We start from the raw sequence: 19557 nt of genomic DNA, 5'->3' as shown, positions 1-19557 counted from the left end.
TAAGTTTTGGGCAGAGCGCAGTTTGGAACCGGCACAGACATTCGAGTTCGAACGCCCTCCGGGCCTTTTATGAACGTACCGCTCGACGCAATAAGTACCATGTACAAGCACGTCGCCCTTCTCGTCCGGCAGGACGACATGACACACGAGGAGTTCGTAGACTACTGGCAGAACAACCACACGCCAATCGCGCGGGAAATCGAGGGCGTCACGCGCTACCAGACCGTCCTCCCGACGGACTCCGAGAACGCCGAGTTCGACGGGCTCGCGGAACTCTACTTCGACGACCTCGACGCGCTCCACGACGCGCTCGGGAGCGAGGGAAGCCGCGACTACGACCCCGCGAAGGGCAAGGCGAAGGAAGCCCGCGAAGACGTGAACAACTTCCTCGACATCGAGCGACGACCCCGATTCATCGGCGAGGAAATCATCCAAAAGGACGAGGTAGACGGCGACACCGACGGCCTCTACAAGCACTCGGCGTTCCTCGTTCGGCAGGACGACATGACCCACGAGGAGTTCGTCGAGTACTGGCAGAACAATCACACGCCCATCGCCCGCGAAATCGACGGCGTGGTCCGCTACGCGACGGTACTCCCAACAGACCCCGAGAACGCCGAGTTCGACGGCATCGCGGAACTCTACTTCGAGGACTTGGACAAACTCTACGACGCGCTCGGGAGCGAGGGAAGCCGCGACTACGACCCCGCGAAGGGCAAGGCGAAAGAAGCGCGCGAAGACGTGGACAACTTCCTCGCCATCGACAAGCGACCGCGCTTCATCGGACAGGAGACCGTACAGAAAGACGAGACGACCGAGTAGTCGCGGTTAGTTCTTCTCTACTTCGACTTCCACACCGTTCGGTTCGTAGGCGTTCGCCGCGAACCCGCCCTCGTTCCACGGGAACTCGTCGTTGGGGAGTGCCTCGCGCCACGCTTCCGGTTCCGAAATGCTCGCTGGCTGTCGCCTTCCCAGTTCGTCGGTTGCCCGCGATAGCAACCTGTGAGTTCCCACGTCTGGTTCCCAGTCGTACCGGAACAGTCGCCACGCACCGGTATATTCGGGACCGAACAGTTCCCCGTTGGCCCAACTCTCGCCGCCGTCGGCCGAAATTTCTATCTTCTCGACAGCGTCGTCACCCGCCCACGCGACGCCGCGAACTTCGACCGTGCCGTCCGATTTCGGCGTCACGGGCGATTCGCCGTCGGGCGCGCCGACGAGCGACATCACGTTCACGTCGAACGTGTATGGGTGTTCGACCGCGCCTTCGAGTTGCTCCCAGGTGTCGAACGTGTCGATGGTTTCCAACGCGTCGGGTTCGACACCTTCGGGGTGGAGTCGGTAGGAGACCTGTTGCCAGTAGGCGTGTTCGCCCGGTCTGTCCAGCGACCCTTCGGTGACCATCGAGTCCGTGACTCGCAACTCCTCGACCCACTTGACGTTGTTCACGCCGTACCAACCGGGGACGATGAGGCGAACCGGAAAACCATGCTCTTCAGGAAGCGGTTCGCCGTTCATCTCGTACGCCAAAATGCAGTCGTCGAGCGCCTTCGAGAGCGGAATCGACCGCGCGAACACGTCGTCGCCGTCCGAGGGGTCTCCGCCGATAGCGGTGAGCCACTTCCCCGCGGGCGACTTCACACCCTGTTCACGGAGAATCGAACTGACCGGCGTGCCGGTCCAGAAGGCGGTGCCAGCGGCCTCGTAGCCCCACTGGACGCTCCCCGTTTCGGGCCGATGCTGACCGCGGCCATTGCCCGCACACTCCATGGTGTGTGCGACTGCAACCGTCGGATAGTCGTCCCTGATTTCCGCCATCGTGAGGTCCGTGTTCGAGTCTGCGTCTACGTCGCCTCTGAGTGAGACCGCCCACGCGTCGGCGTCGATGTCCGGGATGTCGTTCCGGTGGCAGACGAAGTGTTCCTCGATTGGCGTCAGCCAGTTCGCGTAGGTGCCTCGCCGGGCGGCACCGACGACGGTGTACTTGTCTGCCTCGTCTCGCGTCTCGCTCACCCCGCCCGCTTTTCGCTCGCATATCGCGGCGATTTCCTCGTGACGACTCTCTCGCGGCTGTTCAGTGGCCATAGATAACGTACCACACGATACGGGATAAAATCACGCACAGAACCGGTCCCGACTGACCGGTAGCCAGAAACGATTTGTCGCTGTTCTGTGACTATTGCTCCAATGGACAGACGGTCGTTTCTCGGAGTCTGTGGACTCTCTACGCTGACCGCATCTGCTGGCTGTCTCGGGGGAACGGCTCATCCCCTCCCGCCGGTCGAGGGGACGATACGAGCGCGTCGCGTTCTCGCCAGCGACGGCGAATCGTACCGACCGCTCCTGTGGACGAACGCGAAGCGAGTTCGCGTCGAGGACGCCAGAATCGAGCAGTTGCTCGCCGAACGAGACTCCGCCAATCGCACCGTTCCGTCTGCCGTTCACGAACGACTGGCGAGCGACTACGCCGACCTCCAGTATCAGGTGCGACTGCGCCAACGAACGGAGACGCACCTCACCGGCGTCGATAGCGGCGACCTCGTGGATTACAACACCGGCCGCCAGAGCTTCAACCGCGTGCTGGTCGGCGACGATGTGGGGTTCCAAGTCGGCGTGACGAACCGGCCCTCGATTCAGAGTTTCGGACGAATACGACGGGCTGGGAGAGTGGATAAAATGGAGAAGACCCAAACCGATGGTGAGACGCGCTATCGTCTCGTTCTCGCACACCGAGTCCTCGACGACGGGCCGCGGCAACGCACGTATCTGACCACCGAGCAAATGGCGAACTCTGTCGAGCAGGGCCGCCGGTACCGCTTCGAAGTCGGCGGCGATTTCGGCGAACGAGTGATAGCGATTGAAACGCGACTCTCCTGAAGCGCGACTCCCTGAACCGCTACCCGACATCGGAACCCCGAAACTATATTCCCGGATGCAGTCCACGTTTCGGCCGATGACAGACGACAGCGACTTCCACGAGCAGGTCCGCGATGCCTTCCCCGAAATCGCAGACATCGAGAGCGAGTCTCTCCGCGAGCAGGTCACCGAGGCGTGGGTCCTCGGCCTCGAACGCGGCGGGTGGCGAGACGTGTTCGACATCCCCTACGCGTGGAACATCCACGAGGTCACGAACGTCGAACACGTTCGCGGGGTCACGCGCATCGCGGTGAAGTCCGCCGAGGAACAGCGCGAGTTCCACGGCGCGGACCCCGACCTCGACGTGATTCGGGCCGCGTGCCTGCTCCACGACGTGGGCAAGTGCTACGAGTACGTGGACCACGTAGACGACGAGACGTTGCGCGAACCGGACCCGACCTACGCCACCGAGGAAATTCCCCACTCGCTCTCGGGCTACGCGCTGGCACACGAAGTCGGCTGTCCGCTCGCCGTCCAGCGGGCGATTCCGCACTTCCTCGGTGAGGTGCCCAAGCGCACGCTCGAAGCGGAACTCGTCAAGAGCGCGAACTCCGCGAGTTCGAACGCCATCACCCAATCCGCGATGGGCATCACGCTACAGGAGTGGGTCGAGACGTACAGCCAGACCCAGTAGAAATTTCGATTACTGCCCCTCGGCCGCGTCGAGACACCACGGACAGAAGTCGATATCCGGGTCGCTCTCTCGCGCGCACGACTCGCAGTGAGCTCTCCCGTCGCTTCGCGCTCGCCGCGTGAGCAGTAGCCACACGTCTGCAGTCCCGAGGACGCGAACGCTGATGACGACGGCGACGAGCGTCTCGACTGGAATCTGTCGAGACGCTTCGAGCAATGCCTCGACGCCCTGAGTTCCGAACACCGCCGCGAGTAGCTCTGGAGAAGCGACCAGTAGGAGGCCGAATCCACCGAGATACCAGCACAGTGCCCGTCGCCACGACCGGACGTAGGCGTGTCCGAGGCCGGGGTAGAGTATCGACAGGAAGACGGCAGTCGTCCGCCGACCGTGGTTCAGTTCCATCGACGGCCAGTTGCGAGTTTCCGACTATTAATGCTTCGTTGTGTATCGGCACGACCTGATTTCTCGTCTCAGGCGACGCCCGGCCACGCTCGAATTCGTTCCGTTCGACTCGGAAGAAGCAACTATCACGGTGCAGATTTGAAATACTACGACGAGGTTTCTACCGTACTGCCGATTTAATCGGACGTAAGACGTTGGAAAGCGAAAAATAACTAAACCGATTCCGATGCTCGTTTACCGTCGAACTATGGCGAACATCAACTGGCGCGCGGTGGCCGTCGGAATCGTGACTAGCATCGTCATCGGACTGCTCGGCGGGGCGGCGATTCCGTTCACCAGCGACACCCTACCGGTAATCGGGCAAGGACTCTCCGGTCTCGTCGCTGGTCTCGCCGCGGGGTACGTCGCCGGGGGCGACTACGGGAACGGCGCGCTCAACGGCGCAGTGGCGACGACGCTCGGCGCAATCGTCCTCGGTATCCTCTTTCTCGTCTTCGGGACGTTGTTCGCGGGCATCTTCGGCCTCGGGTTCGCGCTCGTCTACTTCATCATCGTAGCCCTCTACGCCATTCCCGGTGCCATCGGCGGTGCAATCGGGAGTGCCATCAAAGGGCGTCGGGCGAGACCGACCGAAGAACCGATTGCGTAGATTGGAAGGTACTGTACCCTTTTTGCCGTCGCACTTCGTACTCTCAGCGATGTACGCCAAGACGACACTCTCTGAACTTGAATCGCGCGAACTCGACGACGCGGAAGCGGACCTCAGAGCGGTCGGCTACGAACTCCGGACTCAGCAGATGCGCCCGAACGTCTGGGAGTTCGAGACGGGCGAGGCGACCAACTGGCACCGCCAAGACGAGCAGGAGGAACTGCACTACGTCCTCGCTGGCGAGTTCGTCGTGGCTGTCGGGCAGGACGACGACGAGGAATCCTTCGAAATCAGCGAGGGCGACTTTCTGGCCGTGCCGCCAGAGACGTGGCGACAACTGGAAGCGACCGAGTCTTCGACACTGTTGGTCGTCGGCGCGCCGAACGTGAAAGACGACGGGATTCGAGCGGACGACGAGTAATCCGCAGACGAATCTGCCTGATTGACGCCTTTTTCGTGTCGTTTCACGAAGACGAATCTATGAGCGAAGCACTCTACGCGGACCGTCCCGACGTGTACGACGCACTGTACGCGACCAAGGAATACGACGCGGAAGTCGAATTCGTCCGCTCGAAGTTCGAGGAGTACGCCGACACCGGAACCACAGAGACCGGCGGGACGGACCACCCGCGCGCCCTCGTCGTCGGTTGTGGCACCGGCGAACACAGTAAACGCCTCAGTGAGGCGGGGTTCGAGGTCACTGGCGTCGATAAGTATCCCGCGATGGTAGAACACGCTCGCACGAAGTCCGACGCCGAGTTTCGAGTCGGGGAACTTCCCGACCTCGAAGTCGAAGGAGAATACGACTTCGTCTGGTTGCCGTTCACCGTCCTCAACCACCTCTCGCACGACGACGTTGCGCCGAGTCTCCGGACGCTGGCAGACGCACTTGCCGACGGCGGCCTACTGGTCTTCGACCAACTGACGACGGACGTGGAAGACTCGGGACCACGGTTGCACAGCTATCCGTCCGAGGATGGAACGTACGCCCGTCTGACCCACGTTCACGAGCGCGGCGAGTCGGAGTTCCAGTGGGACTCGCTCGTCTTCACACCGGGCGGCGAGTTCTTCGTGGACACGCACAGACTCTACGACCACGACCCGAAATTTCTGTCGGGTGTCTGTGAGGTGTTGGGGCTATCGCTGGACGTGTTCGGCTGGTACGACGGAACTGACCCGGAAGCCGGTTCCGAGACCTTCGTCGCCGTCTACGACGCGTCGAACTGTCGGAAATTCCGCAACACCACGGCGTAGGCGTCTTGATTTCGAAGGTATCGAACCACGTACCGCGTCGGATAGCGACCTGCCTCTGGGAACGCGGCTGGCATCGAGATGTCCGCCTGCACCTTCCCCCGGAGTTCTCGAAGGAACGCCGCAGACACCATCGGTTCCATGAACCACAGTTGTCCGTCGAACGACCCCCAAATCCACGTGTAGGTGAACGGTTCACCAGTGAACTCTGGCGCGTTCGGGTCCACCCAGTGGTCGCCCATGACGGGCACCGTCTCTTGGGTCGAGACGTACCCCGGTGGTTTCTGTGCTTGCGGTAGCGGTTTCGTTCCCGTCTCCTGCACCGCACAGGGAACGTCGAAATCGACCGTTCCGTCACCGTCGGCGTCGCACTCGCCCGGCGGGACTCGTTGCTCGACAGTCTCCTGGTCGGCAAAGTAGAAGTGGAAGTCGAAGTGTGGCACGTCGTAGACCGCTTCGGGGATGTGGCCCTCTGGGTTCCAATCGACCGCGACCCACTCGAACGGAGTCGAACTCGCCACCGCTGGAAGCGGCAGTGTCGTAATGTGACTCGGCGCTTCGTCGGCATCTTCTGGAAGTGCTTCGAGCGCCTCGGCGGTGAACCAGATACCGAGGTAGCGTGCTCGCCCCTCGTCGCCCGTCGTCAGAAACGTTGCTGCGGTCCCCGCCCCGAGTCGCTGGGGCTTACCCCAGTCGGTGCGAGCAGTGGGCGGAAATCCATCCTGTGCGAGCGCCGTTCCCGACAGCCCCGTTGCAAACAGTCCCGTGCCAATCGTCTTGAGTGCAGTTCGTCTGTCGTAGCGCCGAGTCTCCCCGCTCTTCGTGACTGGTCGTGTCATTCTTCTCTCCCCGGACGCCGTACGCCGACCTCCTAAAAATAGCTACTGTCGTCACCGATTCTCCGGCCCGCCCGCTATTCCAAGGCTTCGAGTCCTGCCTCTTCTCGAAGCACGTCGATGTACTTGCGGAAGCCGTTTTCGAGGTCGTAGGCAGGGTCGTAACCCAAGTCTTCCTGCGCGTCCGTCATGTCGAGCTTCTGGGTCCACGGCAGTTCGCCCTCGTCGCTGACCTCGATGTCGGCGTCGGGCATGATTTTCTCGACCGTCTCTGCGGCCTCTCGAATCGACGCCACCTCTCCCCGAACGTTGTAGATGCGCTGACTCAGGTCCTCTTCCGGCGCGAAGGCGGCCTTGCGGAACGCTTGGGCGATGTCCTCGACGTGCTGCCAGTCGATGACCTGGTCGCCGTACTCCACCGAGAACGACTCGCCGACGGCGGGTTTCTCGATGATGTTCGCGAGGAACGCAGAGCCGCCGGTCTCGCGGTAGGGACCGTACGCGACGGTCGGTCGCAGGCCGACGTGGCTCAGGTCGTAGTCTTCGAAGTAGACTTTCGCCTGATGCTCGTTGTACTCCTTGGTCGCGCCGTAGAGCGTGTCGGGGTAGACGAGGTCTTCCTCGTCTACCCAGTCGTTATCGTAGTTCGTCGGCGGCGCGTAGACGGCCGCGCTGGACGCCCACGCCACGCGCTCGACCTGATCGTCCAAGGTTCGCGCGGCCTCGAAGACGTTGTTCGTGCCCAAGATGTTCACTTCCGCCGCCGAGCGCGGGTTGTCACGCGCGAGCGACGTGAGGAGCGCCGCGAGGTGGACGATTCGGGTCGCGCCACTCTCCTTCACTGCGCGGACGACGCTCGTCGAGTCGGTGAGGTCGCCCCGAACGACTTCCACGTCGTCAGCGACGCCGAGCTTTTCGAGGATGTCGGTGTCCGTCGAGAGGTCGTAGGCCACCACGTCGTGGCCGTGGTCCACGAGGTCCTTCGCGACGTAGGAGCCGATGAAGCCGGTGCCGCCCGTGACGAGTACGGTTTCTGTGTCGGTCATAGATTACAAATATCTGCAAGACGGGAAAAGGTTTTCCGAGTCGGCCGACGGTGAGTAGCTCGCTCCTCTACGGCTGTTTCGGACCGGAGATTCATCCCTCGGCACCGCCAGTTTGCACGCGTTCACGATAACACGTGAAACGCGACCGCTATGGTCGCTACTACGATGATGTACGCGATAGACGTAATCGCTGTTTTCGGCAACAGGTACTTCGAATCGTCGTCGAGGTCGTCGCTGTCCCAGAACGAGTGGAAGAGGAAACTCTGGGCGACCGTCACGACGAACAGCAAGAGAACGAGCCGAAACAGGCCGGGCGACGACAGACGATTCACCGCTGAATCTATGCCCATGTTCGAGTTGAAATTCGGGGTCGCCACGATAAAATCTTCTGGCAACCTCCTACGCGATTCGCCTGGTCGTTACGGAAAAAGTAGCCCGAGAAGACGCTTCTCTACTCGTGCAGTCCACCGACTTCCGCGTAGAACGACGACTGTAACTGCTCGGCCATGTCTTCCTCGCGGTCGATTCGAACGTCGATGACCGTCGGCACGTCCGACGCTTTCGCCTCCTGAAGCGCCCCGCTCAATTCCGACGGCTCAGTAACCCGCCGTCCGTCTGCTCCGAAGCCCTCCGCGACTTTCACGAAGTCGGTGTCGTGGAACTCCACGCCCGCGATGTCGCCGTCTTCCTCCTGCATCTGGCGGACCATGCCGAGACTCGTGTCGTTCAGCACGACGAAGGTGGGCGCGACGCCTTGCTCGACGGCGATTTCGACGCTAGTCATGGTCATCGTGAACCCGCCGTCGCCAGCGACGCCGATGACGTCTTTGTCTGTGGTGATGGCCGCCGAGACTGCGGCGGGAGTCGCCCAACCCATGCCGCCCACACCACCGGAGCCGAAGTAGGTCCGAATTGCAGGCGTCTGGAGATAGTTCAACAGCCAGAAGCGGTTGTTGCCCGAGTCGGCGGTGACGATGGTGTCCTCGTCTACGACGCCCTCGATTTCCTTCACGGCGCGCTGGGGTTTGAGTGGCACGTCGTCGCTCTCGCACGCCTCGGTCTCGAAGGACTCGCGTGCCTCGGCGGCACGCGACTGTGCCCAGTCGTTCGTTCCGCTACCGGCCTCTTCGAGTGCCTTCAAACTCTCCTTGGCGTCGCCGATGAGCCCCACGTCGGCGGGGTAGACCCACCCGGCGTTGCGGGTGTCGATGTCGGCGTGGATGATGGTCTGCTCGTCCGGGCGGATGAAACTCGGAGCCTGCCAGTTGGTGTCCATCGGGTTCATCCGACAGCCGACGACGAGCAGTGCGTCGGCCTCGCTGACGACCTGATTCGCACCTTCGTGGCCGAACGAGCCGATGACGCCCGCCGCGAGGTCGTGCGTCTCCGGAACCGTGGACTTTCCGAGATACGAGGTGGCGACGATTGCATCGTAGGCTTCCGCGACAGCTTGGAGTTCGTCGTACGCTTGCGCGGCGTGAACGCCGTTACCCGCGATGATGACCGGCCGCTCGGCGTTTGCCAGAGCGTCTGCGGCGGTTTGGGTGTCCTCCTCCGTGGGGCCGCTGTCCCAATTCTGGACCTGCTCGTTGGCCTCCCAGACCGGCGGCGTGGGGTCCTCGGGCATGTCCTCGGTGATGGCGTCACCGTCGAGGATGACCGCCGTGGGACCGGGTCTCCCCGCCGTGGCGTGCTTGAATGCAAGTTGGGTACTGCGAATCGTCTCGGTGGGCGAGCGCGGGAACCAGTGTTCTTTGGTCACGCCGTCGAGAATCTTGGGGAGGTCGAGACCGCCGTAGTCGCCGCGGGACTGCTGGTAGGGCGCGAGCGTCGAGTAGTCGCCGCGCTCGCTGGCTTCGGTGAGGACGACCATCGGCGAGGAAGACAGGCGGGCCTCCATCTGGCCGATGGTACCGAGGCTGCCAATCCACGGCCCCTGTCCGGCCAGCACGCCCGGCGTCTGGGTGAGGCGGCCGTACATCTCGGCCATGACGCTCCCCTCGCGCTCGTCTCGGGGGCGAACTACGTCGATGTCGGAGTCCGGAAGTTCGTCCAGCAGTTCGATTACTCGGCCGCCAGGGTAGCCGAAGACGTACTCGACGCCGAGGGCTTCGAGTTCGGAGACGAGGGCTTCGTTGGTGTGTGTCATCGTTCTCGGGTCTCCTGTGGGGTGGTTGGCGTAGGCATGGCGATATCTGCCTGAACCGACAGGGGCGCGTGACTTTGGTTTGTCGCTTCGGGGAGGAGTGTTGGCGAAGTGGCGCTGTTCGAATGGGAGTCGATTGAGTGGGAGCTTCATCATCTGCGTCAGTGAAGCTTCCTGCTCTAACTTCTCGGAAGATGATTTCCTTCTCTGAAGCTTCCTGCTCGCACGAAACCAAGGAGAGACCGCACCGCAACCCCACAGCACCCCACAGCACCCCACAGCACCCCACAGCACCCCACAGCACCCCACAGCACCGCACGAGCCACACGCCTCCCCAGCCGACTCGCTCACGTCCGTTCGCTCGTCCACCGCCAGAGCAAGCTCTGGCGAGCCTGCACTCGCGTCGCTCGTGCAGACCTCGCGCGAGTCGCTCCTGTCGTCGCTCCCGCGCGCCACTTGGAACGTGGAAATACGCGAAACAGAGCAGTCCACTCGGCGCGCGAGCAGTGCGGAGAGCGGGTCTCGAATAGCGAGTGGCATTCGCCGCGAGCGTGTGGCTCAGTCGGTGCGGCCGCGGTGCGGTTTCCCCTTAGTTTCGGGAGTAGCTAGCTGCTCGTCGTTCACCTTCTAATTAGCTTCTCGTCGTTTAACTCCCTAATCGAAAGCAGAGACGACGACACCATCCTTCGTTACAGCACTGACGAGCGGGGATTCGACGAAGCCAGAGTAGTCACCCCCGTCTGGATTTCCGCGCTCCCAATCTTTTTACCGACTCCACACCCCCACTGAGCCATGCCAGACAAAATCCTAGAGGACGTCAAGGTTCTCGACCTCTCGACGTTCGTCACTGGTGGGTTCGCCACGCTGATGCTCGCTAACCAGGGCGCAGAGGTTGTGAAGGTTGAGCGACCGGACGCGGGCGACGACAACCGTCACTCCGGACCGCCCTTCGTAGACGGCGAGTCCCCGTATTTCTGGACGGTCAACTACGGCAAGCGGAGTATCGAGTTGAACCTCAAAGCAGACGCCGGACTCGACGCACTCTACGACCTCGTGGAGAAGGCCGACGTGTTCGTCCAGAACTACCGGCCCGGCACCGCCGAGCGGTTGGGCGTCGATTACGAGACCATCCGGGACCTGAACGACGACATCGTCTACTGCGCCATCTCCGCGTTCGGTCAGACCGGACCCTACAGCCAGCGACCAGGCTACGACCTGCTCGTGCAGGGCATGAGCGGCATCATGAGCGTCACCGGCGAGCCAGACCGCCCACCAGCGAAGGTCGGTCTGCCCCAGACGGACCTCATCACGGGCATGTGGGCTGGATTCGGCATCACGAGCGCGCTCTACAAGCGCGAACGTACGGGAGAAGGTGAGTACATCGACCTCGGGATGCTCGACGCCACACTGCCGTGGCTCACGAAGCAGGCCGGGAAGGTGTTCGCCGGAGAGACGCCGACTCGGATGGGGACCAAAGACCCCGTGCTGGCACCGTACCAGACCTACGAGACCAAGGACGGCCACGTCAACGTCGCCTGTTTGAACCAGAAGCTCTGGCGGACGTTCACCGAGGCGATCGACCGCCCGGAACTCGCCGAGGATTCACGCTTCGAGACGAACGCCGACCGAGTAGAGCACATGGACGCCCTCGAAACGGAAATCGAAGCAGAACTGACTCAGAAGACCACCGACGAGTGGATGGAGATTCTCGTCGAGGACGCCGGTATCCCCGCAGGCCCCGTGTGGGGCGTCGAGGACGCGCTTCACAACGAGCAGACAGAAGCGCGCGGCGTCCTCACCGAAATCGAGGAGGGCGACCGAGAAATTCCCGTCATCGAACACCCCCTCAACTTCGCCCACGCAGAGAGCGGGTTCGACTCCGCACCGCCGAAACTCGGCGAGGACAACCGCGACGTGTTCCGAGAGTTGGGCTACTCCGAAGCCGAAATCGAGCGACTGGCCGAGGAAGGCGTGTTCGGCGAATCCGAGTAAGCCGACACAGGAATTTTGTACTTTACCTGACTACTCAGCGTATGGTCCTCGGTCGGCTTCCAACTTCCCGCACACACTCGATGCATCCCACTCGACGCGACTTGCTGGGTCTGCTCGGTACTGTCGGTCTCTCGACGCTCGCAGGCTGTAGCGGGACGACGACCGACCCCCAAATTTCCGTCCCGACGAACGCGCTCACCGACGAGGAAATCCGCGTCGAACTCGACGGTCTCGAATCGGAAGCCTCGGTCGTCGTTCGGGCGTCGGCACAGTCGCAGAACCAGCAGTCGAACGCAAAAACTGGCGGCCAGTGGGAGTCCCGCGCCCGCTTCGAAGTCGGCGACGACGGAACGCTCGTCGTCGGCGAACAGCCCCCAGTCGAGGGCACCTACGAGGACGCCGACCCGATGGGGCTGTTTTGGTCGAAGCGACCGGCGGACGCGAAGTCGGACCAGCAACTCCCGCCGGAAGCCATCTTCGCCCCCGGCGAGGAGAGTTACGAGGTCACACTCACCGCCGAAGTCGATGGCGAGTCAGTCGCCGAAGCGACGACGGCGCGTAGACTGTTCGACCCTGAAATCGAGGAGCGAGCAATCGACCACGGAGACCTCGTCGGGAAGTTGTTTCTGCCGCCCGGTTCGGAACCCGCACCAGCAATCCTGCACCTCCACGGTGCTGGCGGGAAGCCACACCTGGCGACGGCGAGACTGCTGGCCTCGCGGGGGTTCGCCACGTTAGCGCTCCAGTACTTCGGCGACCCCGACCCGATTCCGGACACGCTGAGCGAGGTGCCGGTGGAGTACGCCGAAACGGCGGTGGAGTGGCTCCAGGAGCAGAATCGGGTCGCTGGTCAAAAGCTCGGCGTCTTCGGCTTCTCCAGAGGTGGCGCGCTCGCGCTTTTGCTCGCCAGTCGGAACGAGAATCTCGGCGCGGTCGTCGGGTGGGTCCCGAGCGGCGTCGTCTGGGAGGGGCTCAGCTACGGTCGCGCTCCGGCAGACACCTCCGCGTGGTCGGTCGGCGGCGAGCCAGTGCCGTTTCTGGAACTCGCAGACGCGGACCCCGGACCGCCACCCGCGCCGTCGCTCCCATACTACGAACCGGCACTCTCGAAGGCCAGCGACGACGAGATTGCGACTGCAGCTATTCCAGTCGAGGACGCCGACGCGTCGATGTATTTGGTGTCGGTCACTGACGACCAGCGGTGGCCATCGGCGAGGCTCTCGGAGCGAGTCGTCGAGCGACTGGATGCCAACAGCTACTCCCACAAGTACCGCCACGACAGCCACGAGGGCGCAGGCCACTACATGCGCTACCCCTACCTTCCGACCGCCGGAACCTCGAGGAATCAGTACAACGTCTACGGCGGCAGTCAGGAGGCGAACGCTCGCGCGAACGCCGACGCGTGGCACGAGACACTGGCTTTCTTCGACGACGCGCTCGGTGAGTGAGGCCAATTTCACGACATGAACAGAACTTTGTCTATCGGACGAGCGGGAAAACGTATGGCAGACGACCTCCTCCACACCCAACTGCGCCACATTCGGTTTCTCCTCTTCGTCCTCGTCGGATTCGTCGCCTTCGAAGTGCTGGGACCTCCTGGCGCGCTCCTCACGCTCTTGGTCGTGGTGTTGTTTCTCTCCGTCGATGGCGTCGAAATGTAGGTAGCTGCGGCCTGGTGAGCGCACTCCCTGATTTCGCCACTCTTCGCTTTCTCCATCGGCATGCGCTGGTCGCGGCTTCGTGCCGCGACCCTCCCTGCGCGACGTCTTCAACGAGCGGAGTCGTTCGAAAGGGCTTCGCTTTTCGGTAATCACGAACAAGTGGGGCGAGCGAGTCGGGTGAGGAGGCGTGTGGCTCGTGCCGTGCGGTGCGGTTTCTCATCGGTTTCGGGAGTCGCTAGTCTCACTGCTCCTTTTTCAATACAGATAACACGACTGATGTTTCATCCTTCTCCATTCCGAAGTTGACCACCGACGCAACAGAGTCGGTCGAATCTCTCTCGAAGCAGTAGGACGTTCGACAGAGGTTCGGACCTCTACACCAACACCTAAATACGCAGATTAGCTATCACGCCCCATGGACGACCAAGCGTCGGAAGCGTGGGACGCGAGTACGCCCACAGTCCGCACCGCGCTCCGCGACGCACTCGATGCAGACGCGCCCGCCGCCGTCGCGACCGTGACGGCCGTCGAAGGCTCGGCGTACCGTCGCCCCGGCGCGAAGATGGTACTCCCGAACACCACCACTCTCGACGCCAGCGCCCCCGAAACGACCGGAGCCATCACCGCTGGCTGTCTCGAAGGCCCTGTCGCCGAAATCGCAACGCAGGTCACGCAGAACGGCCCCCGCCGCGAGACGTTCGACCTGACGAGCGACGACGACACGTGGAACTTCGGACTGGGGTGCAACGGCGTCATCGACGTGCTGGTCGAACCGGCGGACACGAGTTTCCGCGCGGCCCTCGACCGACTCACAGACGGCGAGCGAGTCGCGCTGGTCACCGTGGTCGCCACCGAGCATTCCGACGTAGCAGTCGGCGCGCGCGTACTCTTCGCCGATGGCTCCTTCACAGCCACTGACCCCCGACCCGAAATCCCCGAAGAAATCCTCACCCAAGTCACCCAACAAGCCCGCGAATTCGCCGAACACGGTCGCTCTGATACCCTCGAAGTCGAGACGGAGCGCGGCACGGTCGAACTGTTCGTAGACGGCCTCGAACCAGTGCCGACGCTGTTCGTCTTCGGCGGCGGCCGCGACGTGCGGCCCGTGACGCGATTCGCCCGCGAGGCTGGCTTTCGCGTCGCCGTCGCCACCGCGCGCGGCGCACAGGCCGACGCCAAGCGGTTCCCGGCCGCAGACCGCGTGGTCGCTACGCACCCGACCGACCTCGACTCCTGCATCGAACGCGCCGCAGATACCTACGCCGTGCTGATGTCGCACAACTTCGTGGACGACCGCCTCGCGGTCGAAGCTCTGCTCGACACGGCAGTTCCATACGTCGGATTGATGGGGCCACGAAAGCGATTCGACGAACTGCGCGACGCGCTCGCCGAGGACGGCGTCGAACTCACCAAATCGCAACTCGACCGTATCTCCACGCCAGTCGGACTGGATTTGGGAGGAGGTGAACCCGCGCAGGTGGCGCTCAGCGTCGTGAGCGAGGTGCTAGCGGTGAGCAACGATAGGGACGGGACTCGCTTGAGCGAGAGCGAGGCGTCGATTCACCCCCGGGCAGAATAGTTCTCGTCCTCACTCGCCGCGAAGCGTCTCTAAATCTTCGCGGGTGTCGATATCTTGGCGAACGCCGGCGTCCTCGACGTCCACCCACGCGACTGCTCCCGATTCTGCTTCCGATTCGATAAGTTCGCGGCCGCCCGTGTCGCCCTCTACCTCCGCCAGCGCGTCGAAGTACGCAGCGTCGAACAGCACTGGATTGCCACGTTCGCCCTCGTATCTGGGGACGACGATATCACCGTCTCCGTCGCGGTACGCTGCGAGGAGTGCTTCGACAGTTTCGACTGAGACGCGCGGCATGTCGCCGAGCGCGAACAGCGCCGCGTCGGCCTCGCGCTTGCGGGCGAACTCGGCAGCGAGCTTCACCGACGTGCTCTGGCCATCCTCGAAGTCCGTGTTGTAGAGTACGTCTACATCGTCGGGAAGCGCGCCCTCGACCAGTTCGCGTTCGTGTCCGACGACGGCGACGACCGCATCGACGCCGGAGGCCGTCAGCGTCCGTGCGGCGTGTGAGACGACCGGTTCGCCGTCTATTTCGGCCAGTAGTTCGTTCCCGTCGCCGAACCGTGACCCGGTTCCGGCGGCGAGCAGAACTCCGAGCATCATACCGCGATTTGCACACCCCCACATCAAAACGTTTCGGCAACTGACGGGGACTGCCACCGCAACTGATTGGGTCGGGTCAGGGGCCGTCGTCCCCCGATTCGGCGCAACGTTTATGCGCTGACCGGAAATACGTGAGTACCTACCATGAGTGCTGACGACACGTCGGGGTCTCTCGACCGGCCGACCGAGGACATTTCACTCTCTATCAACGGTGAATCCGTCTCTGCGGAGGTGGAACCGCGCCACAAACTTTCGGACTTCCTCCGTGACGCCCAAGACCTCCGGGGGGTCCGCGTCGGCTGTGAACACGGTGTCTGTGGGGCCTGTACTGTTCTGATGGACGGACAGGCTGTCAAGTCGTGTCTCACCTACGCGGTGCAGGCCGACGGCACCGAAATCGAGACTGTCGAGGGACTCGCCGAGGACGGCGCGCTCCACCCGATTCAGGAGGCGTTCCACGAGGAACACGCCTTGCAGTGTGGCTTCTGTACCAGCGGGTTCGTGATGGCGAGCAAGGAACTGCTGGACGAGAACCCCGACCCCTCCAAGGAAGCCGTCGAGAAGGGACTCGCGGACAACATCTGTCGCTGCACTGGCTACCAGAACATCTACGACGCGGTGTTGCGCGCGGCCGACCGGATGGACGGTGAAAGCACGGTGGACGAGGAGGAAGAAGCATAGATGAGTTCGCACGCACGAACCGACGCTGCTGAAGAGGGCGAGACAGAGACGAAAAAAGAGCGATTCACGGGGAGTGGCATGGCCCGCGTCGAGGACCACCGCATCCTCACCGGCGAGGCCGAGTACATCCACGACAAGGCTCCCGAAGACTCGCTTCACATGGCGCTCCTGCGGAGCGTTCACCCGCACGCCGACATCGTGGACATCGACACCAGCGAGGCCGAGGACCATCCCGGCTGTCACCTCGTGTTGACCGCCGAGGACATCAAGGCCGAGTACAACCCGATGCCCGCCGGACTCGAAGGATTCGAGGAGTGGTCGCTGGCCGACGGCCGGGCGCGCTACGTCGGCGAACCAGTCGTCGCGGTCATCGCCGACGACCGCTACGTCGCCGAAGACGTGGTGGACCTCGTGAACGTGAAATACGACCAACTCGACTGCGTGGTGGACCCCCGAGAGGCCCGTGAAGACGAGGTGGTGGTCCACGAAGAGTTCGGCACGAACGTCGGCGACCACGAGGAACTGGTCTTCGGCGACCCTGATTCGGCGTTCGAGGAGGCCGACCACGTAATCGAGAAGTCCTACTCGTGGGGTCGCATCTCGGGCGTTCCGCTCGAAACGGCAGGCGTCGTCGCCCAGTACGACGACGACACCGATAGCTTCGACATCGACTGCAACATCCAACTGCACACGCTCGTGGACGACACCGTCTACGAGACGCTCGGCTACGACCCCGACGACGTGAACCTCGACGTGCCGCCGGACGTGGGCGGGAGCTTCGGGACGAAAATCGCCATCCATCGGTACTGTTGTCTGGCCGCGATGGCGAGTAAGGAACTGAACAAACCAGTGACCTTCGTGGAGGACCGCATCGAGAACTTGCAGGGCGGGGACATGCACTCTACGGAGCGCGAATACGACGTGAAAGTCGCGCTGGACGACGACGGGACGATTCGCGCGCTGGACTTCTGGTTCGTGGACGACTTTGGCGCGTGGCCCCGATATCCGGTGAATCAAGTCCTCAAACCCCTCTCAGTTCTCACCAACGCCTTCGACGTACAGGACGCCCGCTACGAGTACGACCTCGTGTTGACGAACAAGACCTGCCAGACGGCGTATCGCGGCTTCGGCGTTCCCTCGCACCTCTACGCACTCGAAATGCTGGTAGACGACGCCGCCGAAGCACTCGGGATAGACCCCGACGAGTTGCGGCGCCGGAACCTCATCGAAGCCCACCAGATGCCGTATCAACTTCCCTCGAAGAACATCTACGACTCGGGGGACTTCCCCGCGGCGCTGGCACACGTCCAGCAACGAATCGAGGAGGAGCGCGACGGCGGCCTGTTGGACCCCGAAACCGTGGAGCAGAAGCGCGAGGAAGGCAAGTACCGCGGTGTGCGCCCCACGGTCCACATCGAACCGGGCGTGAGCGGCTCTGACTGGACCGACCGCCAGCGCTCGGATAGAGAGGGATTAGAAGAACGCAACCGAGAGGACGTGGCGGAACTGCCCGAACACCTCCGCGCGGAGATTCGACCAGACGGTACCGTGAAGGCGTATCTCGCGACCGATACGTCGGGGCAGGGCCACCAGACGCTCGTAAGCCAACTGCTCGCTGACGAGTTGGGTGTGCTGCCGAGCGACATCGAAGTGGGGTACTTGGACAGCGAGACCGCACCGACCGAGTACGGCACCGCGGCGTCTCGCATGGCCGTGATGCTTTCGGGGGCAGCGCAAGGATTGGGCAAGGAACTCGTCTCGAATTTGGAGCGTTTAGCCGCCGAGACGTGGGACTGCGACGAAGACGACGTGACCTACCGCGACGGCGCAGTGGTGCGCGTCGATGGCGGTGGCGAGGAGACGCTCTCACTCGCGGAACTCGCGGCGCAGGACGACGAATCTGGTCTCACTCGCGCGAGCTACGACTACGAGCATCCGACGACGCAGTTGGAGCAGTTCGACGAAGCACTGTCGAAGAAACTCCCCGTCTACCCGACTGCCGCGTTCGCCGCGAACGCGCCAATCGTCGAGGTGGACACGAAGACCGGCGAAGTCGATATTTTGAAGTTCTACTCGTTGCGGGACTGCGGGACGCAACTCAACCCGACCATCGTCGAGGGACAAGCCCACGGCGGCCTCGCGCAGGGCATCGGCGCGGCGCTTCAGGAAGAATTCGGCTATGACGAGTCGGGCCAACCGCAGGCCATCACGCTGTTCGACTACAAACTGCCGTCCATCGAGCACATTCCGGAGTTGGAGTTAGAACACACCGAGACGCCCTCGCCGTTCACCGCGACGGGCGCGAAGGGAACGGGCGAGGGCGGCATGATTGACGGCCCGGCGAGTCTCGCCTGCTCCATCAACGCCGCGCTGGAACCGCTCGGTGTCAGGGCCGACCAGATTCCGTTTACGCCGAACCGGATTCGGGAACGGATTCGGCAGGTGGAGGGAGAGGAGTAGTCGCTGGCTGAAAGGAACGTTTCACTCTTCGCCCGATTTATTGTTTCAACGCCGCTACTGTCACGTATGAGACGCACCCGGATTGACCTCCTCCTCCTCGCGCTCTGTGTCCTGCTCTCGGGTTGTGCATCGAGCGGAGTCGGGACTTCGCCGAGAGAAACGACTACCGACGGCTGTCCACCGACCAAGCACTTCTCGAAGAAGTCACTCCCCGAGAAGCCCGCGGAACTGACGAACGAGACGGCAGTCGAGTTCGCCGTGGCCTACGAGAACGCGACGACGTGGAACGAAGAGCGCAAGAACGCGGAGACTGAGTTGAACGTCAACGCGCAAGGGTCGCTCGTGAACCGAACCAAGACGGGGTACGTCGTCCACGTTTCGGGTGGTATCAGCACCTACAGTTGTCACGACGGCCAAGTTGCCGTCGGCGACGGTTTCGTCAGAGCCAACTACTTCGTAAACGACTCCACGGTCGTCAAGTTGGAACACCCAGAGAACCGCACGACCGACCCCAGAGATGGTGGTGTGGTCGTCGAACGGTGGAACACGACGACCGAAACGACTTGATTACCAGGTACTTGGACAGATGACACAGGCCCTATGGCGTGCGCTGGCGCGACCTTCGTGTCGCGCCGACTCCGTGCGAGGTCTTGGCGAACGAATGTGAGCCACCGCTCGAAAGCCAAGCGAAGTCTTCAGGAACG

General features: G+C 62.7%; 20 protein-coding genes. 13 read left to right on the top strand and 7 right to left on the bottom strand.

All coding sequences use genetic code 11. The annotated features are described in order from the left end of the window. The first annotated feature begins 99 nt into the window (after window positions 1–99). Window positions 100–822 (top strand): EthD domain-containing protein, encoded by a 723-nt coding sequence (locus F7R90_RS18535; protein WP_158059448.1) that lies wholly within the window; start codon window positions 100–102, stop codon window positions 820–822. 6 nt (window positions 823–828) lie between these two features. Here F7R90_RS18535 and F7R90_RS18530 read toward each other — a convergent pair whose 3' ends face one another. Then, entirely contained in the window at window positions 829–2085 is a 1257-nt protein-coding gene (locus tag F7R90_RS18530) for a sulfite oxidase (protein ID WP_158059057.1), read from the bottom strand. Window positions 2086–2187: 102 nt separating this feature from the next. Here F7R90_RS18530 and F7R90_RS18525 point away from each other — a divergent pair, with 102 nt between their 5' ends. Further along, on the top strand, window positions 2188–2877 hold the full coding sequence (locus tag F7R90_RS18525) for a hypothetical protein (protein WP_158059056.1): 690 nt from the start codon (window positions 2188–2190) through the stop codon (window positions 2875–2877). Window positions 2878–2953: 76 nt separating this feature from the next. Continuing rightward, window positions 2954–3550 carry an HD domain-containing protein gene (locus tag F7R90_RS18520; RefSeq protein WP_158059055.1) on the top strand — a complete coding sequence of 199 codons (597 nt, stop codon included), beginning with the start codon at window positions 2954–2956 and terminating at the stop codon, window positions 3548–3550. A gap of 9 nt (window positions 3551–3559) precedes the next feature. On the opposite strand, the gene F7R90_RS18515 is transcribed toward F7R90_RS18520, so the two are convergent. After that, window positions 3560–3952 carry a DUF7575 domain-containing protein gene (locus F7R90_RS18515; protein ID WP_158059054.1) on the bottom strand — a complete coding sequence of 131 codons (393 nt, stop codon included), beginning with the start codon at window positions 3950–3952 and terminating at the stop codon, window positions 3560–3562. 247 nt (window positions 3953–4199) lie between these two features. Between F7R90_RS18515 and F7R90_RS18510 the strand changes: the two genes are divergently transcribed. Genes F7R90_RS18510 through F7R90_RS18500 form a run of 3 tightly spaced genes read left to right on the top strand, consistent with a single transcriptional unit; the run spans window position 4200 to window position 5855 of the window. Further along, window positions 4200–4601: a DUF5518 domain-containing protein gene (locus F7R90_RS18510; protein WP_158059053.1), complete on the top strand. Its 402-nt coding sequence runs from the start codon at window positions 4200–4202 to the stop codon at window positions 4599–4601. Window positions 4602–4650: 49 nt separating this feature from the next. Then, window positions 4651–5022 (top strand): cupin domain-containing protein, encoded by a 372-nt coding sequence (locus F7R90_RS18505; protein ID WP_158059052.1) that lies wholly within the window; start codon window positions 4651–4653, stop codon window positions 5020–5022. Window positions 5023–5081: 59 nt separating this feature from the next. Next, complete coding sequence (locus tag F7R90_RS18500; protein WP_158059051.1) at window positions 5082–5855, top strand: class I SAM-dependent methyltransferase; 774 nt, start codon at window positions 5082–5084, stop codon at window positions 5853–5855. On the opposite strand, the gene F7R90_RS18495 is transcribed toward F7R90_RS18500, so the two are convergent. From F7R90_RS18495 to F7R90_RS18480, 4 genes are all read right to left on the bottom strand, one after another. Next, window positions 5810–6691: a DUF5602 domain-containing protein gene (locus F7R90_RS18495; RefSeq protein ID WP_158059050.1), complete on the bottom strand. Its 882-nt coding sequence runs from the start codon at window positions 6689–6691 to the stop codon at window positions 5810–5812. The genes F7R90_RS18500 and F7R90_RS18495 overlap by 46 nt on opposite strands. Window positions 6692–6765: 74 nt before the next feature. Continuing rightward, window positions 6766–7734: an NAD-dependent epimerase/dehydratase family protein gene (locus F7R90_RS18490; RefSeq protein WP_158059049.1), complete on the bottom strand. Its 969-nt coding sequence runs from the start codon at window positions 7732–7734 to the stop codon at window positions 6766–6768. Window positions 7735–7856: 122 nt separating this feature from the next. Continuing rightward, on the bottom strand, window positions 7857–8084 hold the full coding sequence (locus F7R90_RS18485) for a hypothetical protein (RefSeq protein WP_158059048.1): 228 nt from the start codon (window positions 8082–8084) through the stop codon (window positions 7857–7859). A gap of 101 nt (window positions 8085–8185) precedes the next feature. Further along, a complete protein-coding gene (locus F7R90_RS18480; protein ID WP_158059047.1) occupies window positions 8186–9883 on the bottom strand; it encodes a thiamine pyrophosphate-binding protein in 1698 nt (565 codons plus the stop codon). A 789-nt stretch (window positions 9884–10672) separates the two neighbouring features. Between F7R90_RS18480 and F7R90_RS18475 the strand changes: the two genes are divergently transcribed. From F7R90_RS18475 to F7R90_RS18465, 4 genes are all read left to right on the top strand, one after another. Continuing rightward, window positions 10673–11872 carry a CaiB/BaiF CoA transferase family protein gene (locus tag F7R90_RS18475; RefSeq protein ID WP_158059046.1) on the top strand — a complete coding sequence of 400 codons (1200 nt, stop codon included), beginning with the start codon at window positions 10673–10675 and terminating at the stop codon, window positions 11870–11872. Window positions 11873–11913: 41 nt separating this feature from the next. Beyond that, on the top strand, window positions 11914–13320 hold the full coding sequence (locus tag F7R90_RS18470; protein WP_225741359.1) for an acyl-CoA thioesterase/bile acid-CoA:amino acid N-acyltransferase family protein: 1407 nt from the start codon (window positions 11914–11916) through the stop codon (window positions 13318–13320). A 54-nt stretch (window positions 13321–13374) separates the two neighbouring features. After that, window positions 13375–13533, top strand: a complete 159-nt coding sequence (locus F7R90_RS22365; protein ID WP_192498492.1) for a hypothetical protein — start codon at window positions 13375–13377, stop codon at window positions 13531–13533. 415 nt (window positions 13534–13948) lie between these two features. Next, window positions 13949–15112: an XdhC family protein gene (locus F7R90_RS18465; protein WP_158059045.1), complete on the top strand. Its 1164-nt coding sequence runs from the start codon at window positions 13949–13951 to the stop codon at window positions 15110–15112. A gap of 9 nt (window positions 15113–15121) precedes the next feature. Here F7R90_RS18465 and F7R90_RS18460 read toward each other — a convergent pair whose 3' ends face one another. Then, window positions 15122–15712, bottom strand: coding sequence for a nucleotidyltransferase family protein (locus F7R90_RS18460; protein WP_225741358.1), 591 nt, complete (start codon window positions 15710–15712; stop codon window positions 15122–15124). Window positions 15713–15856: 144 nt separating this feature from the next. Here F7R90_RS18460 and F7R90_RS18455 point away from each other — a divergent pair, with 144 nt between their 5' ends. The 3 genes from F7R90_RS18455 to F7R90_RS18445 all read left to right on the top strand — a co-directional run bounded on the left by F7R90_RS18455 (window position 15857) and on the right by F7R90_RS18445 (window position 19420). Further along, window positions 15857–16393, top strand: coding sequence for a (2Fe-2S)-binding protein (locus F7R90_RS18455; RefSeq protein WP_158059043.1), 537 nt, complete (start codon window positions 15857–15859; stop codon window positions 16391–16393). Next, a complete protein-coding gene (locus F7R90_RS18450) occupies window positions 16394–18853 on the top strand; it encodes a xanthine dehydrogenase family protein molybdopterin-binding subunit (RefSeq protein WP_158059042.1) in 2460 nt (819 codons plus the stop codon). Window positions 18854–18919: 66 nt separating this feature from the next. After that, window positions 18920–19420, top strand: coding sequence for a hypothetical protein (locus F7R90_RS18445; protein WP_158059041.1), 501 nt, complete (start codon window positions 18920–18922; stop codon window positions 19418–19420). Window positions 19421–19557: the final 137 nt, after the last annotated feature.

Origin of the sequence: Halorussus halophilus, assembly GCF_008831545.1 — an archaeon.
GTDB classification, from domain to species: Archaea; Halobacteriota; Halobacteria; order Halobacteriales; family Haladaptataceae; genus Halorussus; species Halorussus halophilus.
This window is presented reverse-complemented; position numbering and strand designations above follow the sequence as displayed.

Bases quoted from the DNA above. Each gene is read 5' to 3' on its own strand.
- F7R90_RS18510 (WP_158059053.1), top strand. From the start codon at position 4,200: ATGGCGAACATCAACTGGCGCGCGGTGGCCGTCGGAATCGTGACTAGC.
- F7R90_RS18475 (WP_158059046.1), top strand. From the start codon at position 10,673: ATGCCAGACAAAATCCTAGAGGACGTCAAGGTTCTCGACCTCTCGACG.
- F7R90_RS18535 (WP_158059448.1), top strand. From the start codon at position 100: ATGTACAAGCACGTCGCCCTTCTCGTCCGGCAGGACGACATGACACAC.
- F7R90_RS18500 (WP_158059051.1), top strand. From the start codon at position 5,082: ATGAGCGAAGCACTCTACGCGGACCGTCCCGACGTGTACGACGCACTG.
- F7R90_RS18530 (WP_158059057.1), bottom strand. From the start codon at position 2,085: ATGGCCACTGAACAGCCGCGAGAGAGTCGTCACGAGGAAATCGCCGCG.
- F7R90_RS18450 (WP_158059042.1), top strand. From the start codon at position 16,394: ATGAGTTCGCACGCACGAACCGACGCTGCTGAAGAGGGCGAGACAGAG.
- F7R90_RS18505 (WP_158059052.1), top strand. From the start codon at position 4,651: ATGTACGCCAAGACGACACTCTCTGAACTTGAATCGCGCGAACTCGAC.
- F7R90_RS18465 (WP_158059045.1), top strand. From the start codon at position 13,949: ATGGACGACCAAGCGTCGGAAGCGTGGGACGCGAGTACGCCCACAGTC.
- F7R90_RS18515 (WP_158059054.1), bottom strand. From the start codon at position 3,952: ATGGAACTGAACCACGGTCGGCGGACGACTGCCGTCTTCCTGTCGATA.
- F7R90_RS18460 (WP_225741358.1), bottom strand. From the start codon at position 15,712: ATGATGCTCGGAGTTCTGCTCGCCGCCGGAACCGGGTCACGGTTCGGC.
- F7R90_RS18445 (WP_158059041.1), top strand. From the start codon at position 18,920: ATGAGACGCACCCGGATTGACCTCCTCCTCCTCGCGCTCTGTGTCCTG.
- F7R90_RS22365 (WP_192498492.1), top strand. From the start codon at position 13,375: ATGGCAGACGACCTCCTCCACACCCAACTGCGCCACATTCGGTTTCTC.
- F7R90_RS18480 (WP_158059047.1), bottom strand. From the start codon at position 9,883: ATGACACACACCAACGAAGCCCTCGTCTCCGAACTCGAAGCCCTCGGC.
- F7R90_RS18495 (WP_158059050.1), bottom strand. From the start codon at position 6,691: ATGACACGACCAGTCACGAAGAGCGGGGAGACTCGGCGCTACGACAGA.
- F7R90_RS18470 (WP_225741359.1), top strand. From the start codon at position 11,914: ATGGTCCTCGGTCGGCTTCCAACTTCCCGCACACACTCGATGCATCCC.
- F7R90_RS18520 (WP_158059055.1), top strand. From the start codon at position 2,954: ATGACAGACGACAGCGACTTCCACGAGCAGGTCCGCGATGCCTTCCCC.
- F7R90_RS18490 (WP_158059049.1), bottom strand. From the start codon at position 7,734: ATGACCGACACAGAAACCGTACTCGTCACGGGCGGCACCGGCTTCATC.
- F7R90_RS18485 (WP_158059048.1), bottom strand. From the start codon at position 8,084: ATGGGCATAGATTCAGCGGTGAATCGTCTGTCGTCGCCCGGCCTGTTT.
- F7R90_RS18525 (WP_158059056.1), top strand. From the start codon at position 2,188: ATGGACAGACGGTCGTTTCTCGGAGTCTGTGGACTCTCTACGCTGACC.
- F7R90_RS18455 (WP_158059043.1), top strand. From the start codon at position 15,857: ATGAGTGCTGACGACACGTCGGGGTCTCTCGACCGGCCGACCGAGGAC.